Source organism: Novosphingobium sp. BL-S-32 (genome assembly GCF_056857055.1).
This window is the reverse complement of sequence record NZ_CM166477.1, coordinates 618,380-631,786: the sequence shown is the minus strand read 5'-3', so window position 1 is coordinate 631,786 and position 13,407 is coordinate 618,380. Positions and strand designations below refer to the sequence as shown.

Annotated in this window: 11 protein-coding genes and 4 pseudogenes; 7 read left to right on the top strand and 8 right to left on the bottom strand. The window is 57.8% G+C overall.

All coding sequences use genetic code 11. The annotated features are described in order from the left end of the window. Window positions 1-453: 453 nt before the first annotated feature. The 3 genes and pseudogenes from AC1VVK_RS19550 to AC1VVK_RS19540 form a co-directional block, all read right to left on the bottom strand. A pseudogene (locus AC1VVK_RS19550) lies at window positions 454-612 on the bottom strand (IS5/IS1182 family transposase); the annotation flags it as partial. A 19-nt stretch (window positions 613-631) separates the two neighbouring features. Continuing rightward, window positions 632-961: a hypothetical protein gene (locus AC1VVK_RS19545; RefSeq protein WP_482906419.1), complete on the bottom strand. Its 330-nt coding sequence runs from the start codon at window positions 959-961 to the stop codon at window positions 632-634. Between the two features lie 11 nt (window positions 962-972). Next, window positions 973-1,257: pseudogene (locus AC1VVK_RS19540) on the bottom strand (transposase); the annotation flags it as partial. Between the two features lie 136 nt (window positions 1,258-1,393). Between AC1VVK_RS19540 and istA the strand changes: the two are divergent. Together istA and istB are read left to right on the top strand one after the other, a co-directional pair. Continuing rightward, a complete protein-coding gene (gene istA, locus AC1VVK_RS19535) occupies window positions 1,394-2,644 on the top strand; it encodes an IS21 family transposase (protein ID WP_482903749.1) in 1,251 nt (416 codons plus the stop codon). Continuing rightward, window positions 2,641-3,513, top strand: a complete 873-nt coding sequence (gene istB / locus AC1VVK_RS19530) for an IS21-like element helper ATPase IstB (RefSeq protein ID WP_482903750.1) — start codon at window positions 2,641-2,643, stop codon at window positions 3,511-3,513. The genes istA and istB overlap by 4 nt, the downstream gene beginning before the upstream one ends. A gap of 67 nt (window positions 3,514-3,580) precedes the next feature. On the opposite strand, the pseudogene AC1VVK_RS19525 reads toward istB, so the two are convergent. Further along, window positions 3,581-4,129 (bottom strand): annotated as a pseudogene (locus AC1VVK_RS19525) (IS5 family transposase); the annotation flags it as partial. A 54-nt stretch (window positions 4,130-4,183) separates the two neighbouring features. Continuing rightward, window positions 4,184-5,110, bottom strand: a pseudogene (locus AC1VVK_RS19520) (IS5 family transposase); the annotation flags it as partial. A gap of 1,251 nt (window positions 5,111-6,361) precedes the next feature. Here AC1VVK_RS19520 and AC1VVK_RS19515 point away from each other — a divergent pair. Next, the gene (locus tag AC1VVK_RS19515) at window positions 6,362-6,727 is read left to right on the top strand and encodes a hypothetical protein (RefSeq protein WP_482906418.1); all 366 of its coding nucleotides are present in this window, start codon (window positions 6,362-6,364) and stop codon (window positions 6,725-6,727) included. Between the two features lie 156 nt (window positions 6,728-6,883). Here AC1VVK_RS19515 and AC1VVK_RS19510 read toward each other — a convergent pair whose 3' ends face one another. Then, a complete protein-coding gene (locus tag AC1VVK_RS19510) occupies window positions 6,884-7,213 on the bottom strand; it encodes a DUF6334 family protein (protein WP_482906417.1) in 330 nt (109 codons plus the stop codon). 97 nt (window positions 7,214-7,310) lie between these two features. On the opposite strand from AC1VVK_RS19510, the gene AC1VVK_RS19505 reads away from it, so the two are divergent. After that, a protein-coding gene (locus AC1VVK_RS19505; protein WP_482906416.1) for an IS630 family transposase occupies window positions 7,311-8,374 on the top strand; the annotation gives its coding sequence in 2 pieces (ribosomal slippage) (window positions 7,311-7,802 and window positions 7,805-8,374; 1,062 coding nt in all). A 361-nt stretch (window positions 8,375-8,735) separates the two neighbouring features. On the opposite strand, the gene AC1VVK_RS19500 is transcribed toward AC1VVK_RS19505, so the two are convergent. Further along, window positions 8,736-8,921, bottom strand: coding sequence for a hypothetical protein (locus AC1VVK_RS19500; protein ID WP_482906415.1), 186 nt, complete (start codon window positions 8,919-8,921; stop codon window positions 8,736-8,738). A 201-nt stretch (window positions 8,922-9,122) separates the two neighbouring features. Between AC1VVK_RS19500 and AC1VVK_RS19495 the strand changes: the two genes are divergently transcribed. The 3 genes from AC1VVK_RS19495 (at window position 9,123) to AC1VVK_RS19485 (ending at window position 11,758) form a co-directional block, all read left to right on the top strand. Next, on the top strand, window positions 9,123-9,374 hold the full coding sequence (locus AC1VVK_RS19495) for a hypothetical protein (protein WP_482906414.1): 252 nt from the start codon (window positions 9,123-9,125) through the stop codon (window positions 9,372-9,374). A 357-nt stretch (window positions 9,375-9,731) separates the two neighbouring features. Continuing rightward, window positions 9,732-10,283, top strand: a complete 552-nt coding sequence (locus AC1VVK_RS19490) for a hypothetical protein (protein ID WP_482906413.1) — start codon at window positions 9,732-9,734, stop codon at window positions 10,281-10,283. 605 nt (window positions 10,284-10,888) lie between these two features. Then, complete coding sequence (locus tag AC1VVK_RS19485; RefSeq protein WP_482906412.1) at window positions 10,889-11,758, top strand: alpha/beta hydrolase; 870 nt, start codon at window positions 10,889-10,891, stop codon at window positions 11,756-11,758. Between the two features lie 761 nt (window positions 11,759-12,519). Here the strand turns inward: AC1VVK_RS19485 and folD are convergent. Further along, complete coding sequence (folD, locus tag AC1VVK_RS19480; RefSeq protein ID WP_482906411.1) at window positions 12,520-13,404, bottom strand: bifunctional methylenetetrahydrofolate dehydrogenase/methenyltetrahydrofolate cyclohydrolase FolD; 885 nt, start codon at window positions 13,402-13,404, stop codon at window positions 12,520-12,522. Window positions 13,405-13,407: the final 3 nt, after the last annotated feature.

Genomic DNA, 13,407 nt, shown 5'->3' with positions numbered 1-13,407 from the left:
GATTTAATCTGAAACCGGCTGTTCCGGACACGCCAACCGTTCCGACATTGGGATGCTATCTAGCCCAATCGGACTGAGGAATCCGCGTCGATCAATTTGCAGAAATGAGCACACGCATCTTCTTCTTGTGCAAAGACACGGAAGCCAGTTTGAAGCCCCCTCTCGCTATAAAAGACTTCCCACCCAGAGGACGTCGACCTAAGGATGTAAGCCTCATTCGAACACCCACCCGACAGGTCATATGCGTCGGGTCGCACTCGACGGCTTGTAAGCCAAGCGAGAATGTCTTTCGTTTGCACGGAGGCAGAATTTCACAGCTGGATACCTCGAAGAACTGTCTGAAATCGGCATGATTTTGACGTGACGGCGCGGGAGGGCCCGGTGGGCCTCTGTTTCGTCCTCCTGATCTTGTGATTTTCGGGTGATGGACGGCCTTAAGGCCGGTTTTCGGCGTCACGCGGGCGCAGTTCGCCCCTCAAGCCAGGCGAGGCGTTGGAAATTATAGGCGAGGTTCGCCATTCCGATTTTGATGCGGGCGCGGGCGATGCCGATGGTGCGAACGACAAGCCCCATGCGGTGTTTCTGGCCGGCAAACACGTGCTCGACTGCTGAGAGTCCGTTTGAGAATGGATCAGGCGCAGGCATTGCGGTCGTAGACGACGGTCCGGTTTGTAGCGAAGGGTGGGAGAACCACCGCGTCACGCCATTGGCGATCGAAGCCGGGCAGGGTCTCAAAAGCCTCCATGGCGGCGTCGAAGCCGGGCAGTTCTTCGTGGATAGTACGTATCTGCTGGCCGTCGCCGTCGCCCGTCACGATGTCGCAGCAGACCAGATCGGTCGTGAGTTCGTCGAGCTTGTAGGCGACGATCGCGCTCACCTCGTCAAAGGACACGGCATCGGTCGCCTTGGCCGTGACGATCGCGAAGCCGTTATTGGTGGTGATGATCTCTGGCTTTTGCATGGCACGTCCGTTCAGGGGGTGAGCCGCCGGAGCAAATTGCTGGCCATGGCAAGATGGATCATCGCCTCCGACACGTCGAGGCGCTTCTCATAGTCGCGGACGAGCCGCCGCCAGCGCGTCATCCAGCCGAAGGTCCGCTCGACCACCCAGTGCCGAGGGAGCACCTTGAAGCCGGAGACGTCGTCCGACCGCCGGATGATCTCGACAGTAAAGTCGCGCAGCGCGGCCGCATCGAGCAGCTTGGTGCGATCGTAGGCCCCGTCGCCGAACAGGTGCTTGAGCCATGGCCAGTGTCGATGGCAGAGTAAAATGCCCCACAACGAACATTTGAAAATTCCCCACTTCTTCTGATTGGCCCTTGTCCGGGGCGAGCCCCGGACGAGGGCCAAAACAAAATATCGGGCATACTCCTCTTGAGGAGGCGCTGCCGCGATGAAGAAGCTTGGAGATCTGATGATGATCCTGGATTTGCATCGCCAAGGTCTGAAGGTGGCGGTGATCGCCCGCCAGACCGGCATCGACCGCAAGACCGTGCGCAAATACATTGCACGTGGGCTCGAGATACCGACCTACGGCCCCCGGCAGCCACGTGACTGCTTGCTGGATCCGTGGCTCGATTACCTGAAGGCAAGGCTCGAGGCGTATCCCGGCCTGAGTGCGCAGCGGCTTTTGCGTGAGATTAGCGAGCGTGGCTACGCTGGCAGTTACAGCACCGTGCGCGATGCGGTGCGTGCGCTACGGCCGGCCGGTGGTGGCAGCGCCTTCGCCGTGCGCTTCGAGACGCCGCCAGGGCAACAGGCTCAGGTCGACTTCGCACAGTTCCGAGTGCGCTTCACCAGCGCGCCGGACAGCGTCCAGATTGTCTGGTTGTTCTCGATGGTGTTGGGCTTCTCACGGCTGATCTGGGGGCGCTTTGCACAGCGCCAGACGATGCAGACCGTGCTTGCGTGCCACAGAGCTGCGTTCGAGGCGATCGGCGGCGTGCCGCGCGAAATCCTCTACGACCGGATGAAGACGGCCGTTCTCGGTGAGGATGAAGATGGCCGCGTCGTTTACAACCGGACGCTCGGCGAGTTCGCGCGCCACTATGGCTTCTTGCCGAAGGCTTGCCGCGCTTACCGACCAGAGACGAAAGGCAAGGTCGAGCGGCCATTCCGCTATATCCGTGAAGACTTTTTCCTGGGCGGCACGTTCCGCGATCTCGACGATCTCAACCTTCAGTTCGGAAAGTGGCTCAGCGGCGTCGCCAACCCGCGTGTACATGCAACGACCGGACGTATCGTCAATGAGGCGTTTGCGCAGGAAAAACCGACACTCCAGCTCCTGCCGCTGATCCCGTTCGGCGCGGTTCTCAAGCTCGAGCGCAGGATTAGCCACGAAGGTATGGTGAGCGTCGGCGGCAACTATTACTCGGTACCCGATGCGACCCGCAAACGGGTGGTAGAGGTCCACAGCCTGGCGGACGAGATCTGCATCTTCGAAGATGATCGGCTGATTGCTCGTCACCCCCTTCTGGAAGGGCGCCGGCAGCGCTCGCTATTGGAAGGTCACCGGCGTCAATATCGGGCCAAAGACGAAAATCCGATCCCGCACGGCTTCAGCGGTGAAGTGGTGACGCGCCGTTCGCTCGACTTCTACGCCGCGGTCGCTCACCAGATGGCAACGACGGGAGCTGGCGCATGAACTCGCTGCTTCCCGATCCGACGGCATCGCTGCTCGATCGCATCAAGATCAGCATGGTCGGCCTCAAAATGCCGCGCGCCATTGAAGTGGTCGATACCTGCGTGTCTCGTCTCGACCGTGGCGAAATCACCGCACTCGAAATGATCGAACAGCTTCTCCTCGAAGAACTTACGTTCCGCGAGGAACGACGCATCCGGACCGCCTTGCGGATGGGCCGGCTGAATACCGTCAAGACACTCACCGGCTACGACTTCTCGTTCCAGCCTTCGCTCGACAAGGCCCGCATCCTGGCGCTTGCCGAACTGAACTTCGTCGCGCGATGCGAGGTGGTCCATCTGCTTGGCCCCCCGGGCACCGGAAAGAGCCATCTTGCCAGCGCGCTCGGCCTCGAGGCCGTCAAAGCTGGAAAGAGCGTCTCGTTCATCACGCTCGCGGATCTGATCAGCGCGCTTGCAAAGGCTGAACGGGAGGGCTCCCTGCAGGAGCGGATCCGCTTCTACTGCAGGCCTTCCCTGCTGATCGTTGACGAGATTGGCTACCTTCCGGTGGTACCCGGGGGCGGCAATCTGTTCTTCCAGCTCGTCAATGCGCGGTACGAAAAAGGGGCGATGATCCTCACCTCGAACCGGGGCTTCGCGGAATGGGGCGAAATCTTCGGCAGTCCTGTGGTCGCTACAGCGCTGCTCGACCGCTTGCTTCACCACGCCATCGTCATCCAGATCGACGGTTCAAGCTATCGCCTCAGGCGCCACGCAGACCTGCTGCCCGAGCATGTCCGCTCCACTGCACGAATTACCCCGCCAGCACCCACGGAACCTCGGCGTCGAGGCCGTCCTCCCAGAACAGGAGGCGCCTCCATGCCGACGTGAACGTTACGCCGCAAAGTGGGGAATTTTACTTTGCCCGTTCCGGGGAAAATTACAGTGTCGTTGACAGCCAGCGCCTTCGGATCGCGGACACGATCTCCTGCGCGCCTGCGCTGTCGGAGATGTCTGCCGTCGTCAGGTTGACCATGAGGAGCCGCCCGTCGGTGTCGACCGCGATGTGGCGCTTGCGCCCCTTGATCCGCTTGCCCGCGTCGTAGCCGCCGCCGGACAAAGCCGAGGGCGCCTTCACCGACTGGCTATCGACCACGGCTGCGGACGGGCTCTGCTCGCGCGACTCGCGCTCACGGTCGAGCATCAGCGCCACGTCGTGGATCGTGCGGAACAGCAGCCGGCGCACGAAGCGCCGGAACCACCAGTAAACCGTCTGCCACGGCGGAAAATCCTTGGGCAGCATCCGCCAACCGCCGCCCGAACGCGCCAGATACCGCAAGGCGTTCAGCACCTCGCGCAGGTCCGTCGTAGGCTTGCGCCCGCGCTTCGGCGGCGCGGGCAAGAACGGGCGGACGATCTCCCACTCCGCATCCGTCAGATCGCTCGGGTAGCGCTTTGCTCGCTTCTCACGTTCAGCCATCCGGCCACGGCTCGCTCGGGTCCACATCCCGAGCTTGAATCACGCAAACCGCCGCCGCTCAAGCTTTTCTCAAACGGGCTCTGAGCGCACGGCGGAGCGCTTCGCATTGGCCCTGGCGATGCGCTCGGGCATCGGCCGGCGTGGCGGCTTCTTCTGATGGATGTGGCTGGTGAACATGCCCTTGGCGAGGAAGGCCTCGTTCTTCTTGGACCGGTAGGCGGTGTCGGCCCACACGCCCGAGCCGGTGTTGTCCTTGCTGACCACCTCGGGCAGTCGCGCGCCGTCGTGGGCATTGGCGGCGCTCGCGTCCCAGGTGCGGATGAGACCATGAGCGCGGTCGATGCCGATGTGATTCTTGTAACCGAACATCGGGATAGCGAGGTCGACTGGCTTCGCTGCCTTGGGATCAGCGCCCTCCTTCACCTTGGCCTTGGTATACTTGACGCTCCAGCGCGCATCGCGATCCTTCTGCCTGATCTTGGCCGGCTTCCAGTCTTCGGGCACTCGGCCATCCTTGATCGCCATCTTCTCGGCCTCGGTGTTCCTCTGCTTGGGTGCGGGCACGACCGTGGCGTCGATGATCTGCCCACCCATGGCGAGATAGCCCCGCTCGGTGAGCGCGGCATCGAAGCGAGCGAACAGCCTGTCGATCGCCTTGGCCTTGACCAGCCTCTCGCGGAACAGCCACACCGTCGTTGCGTCCGGCACCGTGCCGTCGAGCCCGAGCCCTAGGAAGCGCTGGAACGACAAGCGATCCTTAATCTGGAACTCGGTGGCCTCGTCGGACAGCGAGTAGAGCGCCTGCAGCACCAGGATCTTGAACATGAGGACCGGATCGAACGGCGGCCTGCCGCCCTTGCCGCGGACACTCCGCCGCAGTGCTGCTACCAACGGACCGCGGAAAACCTCGAAGTCGACGACAGTCGCAAGCCGTTCAAGTGGATCGCCTGCCGCGCTCAACGCCTCGTATCGGTCCGAAAGATCGAAGAAACTCGACTGCCCCGCCACCATCGCCTCCACCGTCGTGCAAAGGCAGTGAATCAGCTCAAGCCGCTAGGCGCCAGCGGTTTTTCGAGGTGTCCAACTGGGATAGCTGCCGCTCACGCTCGGGCGCTTGCCGACCAACTCAATCCGTTCCTCTCAGGCTGTCGGAATAGCGGCTCCTGACAAAACCTGACAGATGGCGGCTTTTCATTATTTTAACCAGGAACCGGTCATTCCGGAGCCGCCAACGAAGCGGTCGTTAACGATCCGTCTTATTATGCTCGAAACCCGCTGCGAATTAGAATTGGCGCTATGAGAAAAAGATCTCCCATCCTCTCTCCGCTCCTCATCTCATTTATGATGGCAGCGCTCGGGGCATGTCATAGCCGCGATTTTCAAACCCTACCGGATGGTGTGAACTCTGTAAGGGTCGAGATGGGTCTCTTTTCTAGCGAATGGACAGTAACTGTCAGGAACAAGGGTGGTAGCGCATCGGATACGATGTTCGCCGCGAACGATCATCAACTTACCAACATATATCTCACGCCAACAAATCAACTGGTAGCCATTGAGCAAGGTGGCAGTGATGCGTTCTTCGCTCTGCCGCAGGACGGCCCTCCTGAACCACTTAATGGAAGCCGATACAAGGAACGTGACACGCGATCTGATACTTGGCGGTATATTGGTGTAATCCGAAGCGGAGATTTCATTTCCGCAAATGAAGCGCCAGAATGCATAGGTTTATTGGGTGCAGGGAATTCACCGTACCGAAAAAAATACCAAACACCCGATTTTTGTTGAGAAGACTAATGCATCTGGACCCAAAGCGACGGTAATTCTCACAGCAGCTCGGAAAACCGCCAAGCGGCTTTCGCCAATAATGCAGAATGGCGGATTTTCAGAGTTTTAACCGGCAACCTGCCGTTCCGGAAACGCCAACTTAGCGGACGTTGCGGCTCCAAGCAGGTCGGATATAGAAAGGCCACATGATGACCTTACTTCTTTGGACGCTCGCTTCACTCGCAGGTGCCCTATACTGCGCTGTGAAAGCCGTGATTGATTTCCGCACACGCAGATACGTTTGGGGAGTATTCGGGCTGATCAGCGCTGCGCTTTTCCTTTTCACTCCCATCCAGACCCACTCAGTGACAGTGGATTTGCCGGCAGCAGAGAAATGACTGCATCCGCCGACATTGCTGCCGTTCCCTCAGCTAGCGATTTGCGTCTCGCAAATGATCGCTTAGGGATTGCCCAAAACTCATCGGAAGTCTGAATATGATGAAACGCATCGCTATCATCAGCTTTGCCATAGCGCTTTCCGGCTGCGGCAGTGATGAATCTGCTGAGCAGGCGGCAATTTTGGATGATGTTGAAAGGCAAGTTATTTTGCCAGCAAATGCAATGCCCTTCCCAGCTTATGCTCGATATTACTCCACAAGAGAAGGAAAGTTGATCGGCCGGTACATCACGGCGTACGATAAAGAAAATCGATTTTACGATCTTAAGATCGGTAAAAGGCGTTGGGTTAATACTTTTCTGGATCTGCCCGGTATTGCTGATGGGGGATGTTCTGTCGTCAATGTGATCTATGATCTCGAAAAAAAGCGATTCGAGAATGCCGCCTGTAACGGTCCTGCCTAAAGAGCGGCCATGCGCGCATCGGCACGATCCTAGGCAATCTGCGTATGCCCTCGTCCCGGAGACCGACGCGACCGCTATCCCCAACAAAGGGGGATGGCGGATTTTCAGAGTTTTAATCTGAAACCGGCCATTCCGGAGACGCCGACGTTGCGGACGTTAAGCGCGGCGAGGAATTAAATCGAAACACGTCAGCGATGAACCTTCGGTAACAAAGGTGCAGCGAGGTTGGAGAGCATCCGGACCGGCATCGCCGAGAGCGATGGTAAAGCTGTCTTTGTAGCCTTGAGAATTGATGCCGATCCACGCCCATCCTATGGTCTTGGCAATCGCAAACTCAAATGAAGGGACGTGCTTCCAACCCAGGCCAGAAGGCGAATTTTCGCGAGTGATAATTACCTGATCTGTGTCTGGCTCTACTGTCACAACGATAGCTGTGGATCCCGTACATATTGCAACCGCGTCCCAGCGTGCAGACCCTTCGTTCATGACTGATACCAGCCTGCGCTGAACCTGACTCACGTTTGGGATTCCCAAATCGCTAAAAGTCTGAATCAATGAGGTCCTGCATTGAAAGGACAGGCAGATGGGTCAGGCAATTGCGTTACGGAATGATTTCGACGGGGCGGCGCTTCGGCGTCTGGCGCGGTTGTCGAAGAGCGCGCCGCAGGCCCGGCGCTTGCTGGCGCTTGCACAGATATACGATGGAGGCAGCCGTAGCGATGCAGCGCGTATCGGCGGCGTCACTCTGCAGATCGTGCGCGATTGGGTGATCCGGTTCAATGCCCAGGGGCCGGACGGACTGCTGGACGGCAAGGCCCCGGGCAAGCGCTCGATCCTTGATGACGAACAGCGTCGGGCGCTTGTCGAAGTGGTCGAGCGCGGGCCGATACCGGCGATCCATGGCGTAGTGCGGTGGCGGTTGATCGACTTGGTTCAATGGCTTCACGAAGAGTTCGCGGTGTCGCTCGATGAGACGACGGTGAGCCGCGAGTTGAAGAAACTGGGCTATGTGAAGCTGACAGCGCGACCACGCCATCACGCGCAGAACGAACTCGCCATGGAAGCGTTCAAAAAAGGGGCTTTGCTGCCGCAGTGGCAGAGGTCCGGACAAGCCTCCCGAAGGGCACCGCTATAGAGATTTGGTTCCAAGACGAGGCCCGCGTCGGCCAGAAGAACACCATCACCCGGCGCTGGGCCAGGCGGGGAACGCGACCGTCAGCGCCCAAGGATCAGCGCACTAAATCGGCCTATATCTTCGGAGCCATCTGCCCTGAACACGGCAAAGGAGCTGGGCTGATCCTGCCTTTCTGCAACACCCAGACAATGTCCCTTCATCTGGCAGAGATCGCGCTCGCCGTCGCGCCGGGCAGCCACGCTGTGGTGCTGATGGACCAAGCCGGATGGCACATGACCGACAAGCTGGAGATTCCCGCCAACATCAGCATCGTCGCGCTACCGGCCAAGTGTCCTGAGCTAAATCCAGTCGAGAACGTTTGGCAATTCATGCGCGATAATTGGCTCTCCAATCGCGTGTTCACATCCCACGACAACATCGTCGATCACTGCTGCGAGGCTTGGAACAAATTGGTCGACCAGCCTTGGCGCATCATGACCATCGGCCGCCGCAAATGGGCCCGTCAGTTCTAATCAATGCAGATTGGTATGAGGCGTTCAGGCCGAGTACGTCAGTCACTATTTCACCTGAGGCCGCATCCCAATCGAAGCGCAACGAAAAATGCTCTGTCATACGAAATATTAGCTCGTGGTGCGCCCACATTCCACCCATGCCGGTCATAGAAATGGCATCAAGGATGTCCCGAACCGGAACGGCAGGGCTGCGCGATTTTATTCCGAAATACGCCGTTCCGGTCACGCCGACTTAGCGGTCGTTCGCTACCTCGCCTTCTTCCGCAAAGCGATTGCCCACATTGTTGAGATGCTCTTCGTTGGCAAAGCCACGCCCTTCATCGTAGAGAAAGAGGGTAACAGGACAGCGCTGACCACTTGCTCAGGCGACAGCTTCCTGAACTGAGACCGCTTCAAGCGCCGCGTAATCCACGGTAAGCATCGGGTCGCCTTCGGGAGCTTGATCGGCATCGGCGCAGCTATTGTCATGCTCCACGGCTTCCACAATAGCGTTGACTCTCTGCCAGCGGAAAGGTCGTTCTCGCTTATCGATGATGTTCCAGATCATGGCTTTTCATATGAGTTGCTCACGGCTTTGCAACGTTGCTCACCCGACATCTGGGTCATCTGAGACGCCGCGCAGCGCTACTGAAAGCGGAATGGCAGATTTTCAGGATTTTAATCTGAAAATTGCCGTTCCGGACACGCCGACGTTGCGGACATCGAGACGCTTGGGCAAAGATCAAGTCTTCTCCGTCGGCGAGAGCATATGTCAACCAGCAGTCACTTCGTTATTTTTCCCTATTTATGGCTAGGCTTCGTGGCGACGTTTTCCGTCGTCAATCTCGTGTGGGGAATTTACGAGTTTCGCCGCAAAGTGGCGCGCTGGGGCCGGGCCGGCGCACGCTACGAACGATCTAACGAGCCGTTCTATTACTGGCTCGCAGTGGGTGGGCGCTTTTTCGCGTTCTTTTTCGGTTGCGGTATGTTCTGGATAGGCTTGGACATGTTGCGCTGGTAAGCATCAACGATGCTCGCGCTAAGGTGCCCAAGCGGATATGTTCGTCCCAAAACGTGACAGCGCGCATCAGCTTCGGATTGGTCGACTACCCCACAAAACGGCTTGGCAGAGTTGCAGGGTTTTAATCCGCAACCTGCCTGACCGGACACGCCGACATCGCAGACATTGAGTCAGCCATCGTTGGCCTGTACATCATCAGCGCTATGAAAGTTCTAATCGATGTACTTGCAGTTGTCCTATTCGCGGTTATCGCCGTTGTTGGTGCTCATTGGCCTGTGTCGACTGACCAACAATCAAACATCATAATCGTTGCAACGGCAGGCGGGGCGATTTGCGGTGGCATAAGATATCTGCTCCGTGAGCGTTTCTCAGACGTTTGAGCGAAGCCGCTTCCCCCAACGGAGCGGAATGGCGGATTTTCAGAGTTTTAATCCAAAACCGGCCATTCCGGACACGCCGACAAAGCCGGCATATTCGACATTGCCGAACATCCCGATAGCGGCCATTCTCGCGGGAAATTTTTGCGGACTACGAGAGGCGGCGGTGCTTTCCAATTCGACGAATAGGCTCAAATTGGCGGGTCTAAGTTTCCTATATGCCGGCAGTGTGTTCGTTCTCGACAAGCTGAGTGTTCATGACCTTGCCAGTCCATGGCTTTGGGTTTCCCTCGTCCCTCTTATTGTAATCTACGTAGGCGAGCGCGTCGGCTGGATTTCGATGTTTCGGGGAATATCACTCCCCGCGCTGTTACTGTGGGCCTCCGCGGACGCTGTGGTCTGGCTTGTGAACACCCAATCCACGGTGCCCGTGTGGATCGGATATTTCATAATGGGCTTGTTTTTCGGCGCTGCCGCCTTCGCTTTGATACGTACATGGACCTATCAGGATAATCCGCGCCACGTCCGCTAAGGGCGATAGGGCTGCTAAAAGCCGCCATTCCGCTTCCCCAGGCAAAGCGGAATGGCAGATTTTCAGGATTTTAATCCGAAAGCCGGCTATCCGGATCCGCCGACGTTGCGGTCATCGACGCCCAATGTATTGTCGCGGGATGATCCGCACGCTCCTTCCTATTTTCGCCTTCGTGTTGATAGAAGGCCCCGCCTTGGCCGAAGGCAAAGACTGGACCCCAGAGCTTGAGGCAATTGCAAATAAGTGCGGCCTGTCTCACGATAGTCTCAAGTGGATCGACGGATCTGTAAGGTGGTTCAGGCCCGAGGCAGCCACGTACGGACAATCAATGTGCGTGATCGGCGAGCTTAGGGCGAAGGGTATTCCGATAAAGCAAGGCTTCGTATCAGGCGGCAGCTAAAACCGGAAATCTGTCATTCCGGAGCCGCTAACAAAGACGACGTTAAGCGATGTTGCGGTTGGCCCTGAAGCTGTCATAGGTTTCGCAGCAAATCTCCACCAAAGGGTAATAGATGTTTCGAAACGCTTGTGCGTCGCTAGCTCTGTTTTCATGCGCATGCACAGCCGGAGCGGCCCCTTGGCCGCCGTCGTCGGAACATCCTCAAATGCCGTTGTGGACTGGAACGCCACCTGATCCGTTCGAGCCCACACTCTATCCGCAAGAGACGGTCACTGTTGCCCCCAAGAAACTGATAGGCGGAAAAACGTTCATTGGAATTGACTCAGTTTTGATCCCGACACTCGCGCTTTATCGGCCGAGAGCTGCAAGCAGTGGCACTGCTGTGCTTGTATTCCCCGGTGGCGGTTATTGGGACCTTGCCATTGATCTTGAAGGTACTGAGGTGTGCGATTGGCTCACAAACAAGGGTGTTACTTGCCTCATAGTAAAGTACCGCACGCCTGGATTCGACAATGTCGAGACATCACGCACAGGGCCCTATCCGAAAAGCATCATTGCTTTGGAAGATTCGCAGCGCGCTATTGCACTGACCCGTTATCACGCCAAGGAATGGGGCATTGATCCGCACAAAATTGGCGTCATCGGGTTTTCGGCAGGTGGGCATCTGGTCGCGGCGACAAGCACGAATGATCGAGTGTACAAGCCGACCGACGCTATTGATCAGACCAGCGTGCGGCCCGATTTCGGGATCGCGCTATACCCGGGCCACATCTCGGATGATGACAACACTCTTGCTTTGAAGTCGGGCCTTCCAGTCGACCCGCGCACACCGCCCCAATTTATCTTGCAAAGCGGTGACGACCCGGTCGACAACGTGAACAATTCGCTCGCTTGGTACATCGCGCTCAGAAAGGCCAATGTGAAAGCGGAACTGCATATCTACCCTGAAGGGGGCCACGCCTTTGGCCTGCGCCATACCGACCAGGCCATCACTGACTGGCCAAAGCTTGCAATGCGCTGGCTTCAAACCATCGGAATGATTGATCATTCCCCTGATGGCAAGGGAGTTGAATGAGTCTCGGTCGGCCATCTCCGCTTCCCCCAACAAAGCGGAATGGCAGAATTGCAGGGTTTTAACCCGAAACCTGCCTGACCGGACACGCCGACATTGTGGACGTTCAAATCGTGTGAGATCCCTCGCGAATGCGAATGCTTTTTCTCACCGGCCTACTATTCCTGACCACGGCATGCCACGATCAGGAGAAGGCCAATCCGTCGCCTAGCCTGGATCAGATTCAACGAATTGAAGCGAAACTTACAATGCAGGCTTGCGTCGGCGATCTCTCTCGGTGGGAGAGGCGCTACCAATTATGGACCGATGTGAAGCGAGGGTCGCCCAATAATGGGAAAGTGTACGCCAAGATCATCACATTCCGCTTGCGACGAGGAGACGACGCCTTCGCCATTCAGCCGGGGCGACTCATATTGCCGGCAGAACCCAGCCTTTCGTATGAGATCGACGATAGGCCCGGTTACGCGGCAATAGGTCACTTCAACACGGCCTCGGGCGAAGTTACGCTTGAATACTGTGGCTATAGCGAAGGTGGCTAATGTCCGCCTCCCCAACATCTGAGCCATTCGGGCCTGAAAGCGTGCTCCCGATTTCCTGCCGTTCAGTCAGGCGCCGTCTAAGCAAAGCTAAAGGTCGGCTTCAGGGATCATCAGAATGGCCGTTGAGCGTCTTGAATGGGCGCTTGCCGACCATCGGCGCGGTCGATGACTCTTGATTGGTCCATCAGCTCCTGGCCGCGACGAGACACCCACCCATCCGACCTCTCACCAAAGAACCGGCGGTGGCAGATCACAGCGTCGAAATGCCGCGACCAGCGTATTGTGCATCAAGGTCATGATCGTCATCGGACCGACGCCTCCTGGGACAGGGGTGATCGCCCCCGCGACCGTCACCGCAGATGAAAAATGGACATCGCCCAGCAACCTTTTCTTGCCGTCGCGGACGACCCGCGTCGTACCCACGTCGATTACCGTAGCGCCCGGTTTGATCCAGCTTCCCGTGATCATCTCAGCCTGGCCCGACGCCGCTACGATAATGTCCGCCTGCCGCACCTTGTTCTCAAGATCGCGCGTTCGAGAATGGGCGACAGTGACTGTGCAGCTCTCATTCAGCAGAAGTTGAGCCATTGGTTTGCCGACAAGGATCGACCGGCCGATCACGATAGCATCCAAGCCGGCTAGGCTGCCCAATTCCGACTTGAGGAGCATCAGGCAACCGAATGGTGTACAGGAAACGGGTCCAGATATTCCCGCAACCAGCTTTCCAGAACTTTGAGGGTGTAATCCGTCCACATCCTTGGCGGGGTCGATCGCGCTGATGATCGCTGCCTCGTCGATATGGTCAGGAAGAGGGAGCTGGACCAAAATGCCGTCTACGGCATCGTCCTTGTTGAGTTGGCCAACAAGGCACAACAACTCGTCCTGCCGGATGTTGGCCGAAAGCAGGTGTTCGACACTGGTCATGCCAAGCTCGATCGTCTTCCGTACCTTGCTGCGGACATAAATCTCGCTAGCCGGATCGCAGCCAACCATGACGACCGCCAAGCCGGGTGTGCGCCCCACCTGTGCTGTGAAGTCCGGCACTGCTGCCGCAACTTTACTGGCCAGCCTCTCGGCAAATGATTTTCCATCTATGATCTTTGCGCTCACGTC

Coding starts and splice junctions, on each gene's coding strand:
- AC1VVK_RS19545 (WP_482906419.1), bottom strand. CDS start 961: ATGCAAAAGCCAGAGATCATCACCACCAATAACGGCTTCGCGATCGTC.
- istA (WP_482903749.1), top strand. CDS start 1,394: ATGAAGAAGCTTGGAGATCTGATGATGATCCTGGATTTGCATCGCCAA.
- istB (WP_482903750.1), top strand. CDS start 2,641: ATGAACTCGCTGCTTCCCGATCCGACGGCATCGCTGCTCGATCGCATC.
- AC1VVK_RS19515 (WP_482906418.1), top strand. CDS start 6,362: ATGATGAAACGCATCGCTATCATCAGCTTTGCCATAGCGCTTTCCGGC.
- AC1VVK_RS19510 (WP_482906417.1), bottom strand. CDS start 7,213: ATGAACGAAGGGTCTGCACGCTGGGACGCGGTTGCAATATGTACGGGA.
- AC1VVK_RS19500 (WP_482906415.1), bottom strand. CDS start 8,921: ATGATCTGGAACATCATCGATAAGCGAGAACGACCTTTCCGCTGGCAG.
- AC1VVK_RS19495 (WP_482906414.1), top strand. CDS start 9,123: ATGTCAACCAGCAGTCACTTCGTTATTTTTCCCTATTTATGGCTAGGC.
- AC1VVK_RS19485 (WP_482906412.1), top strand. CDS start 10,889: ATGCCGTTGTGGACTGGAACGCCACCTGATCCGTTCGAGCCCACACTC.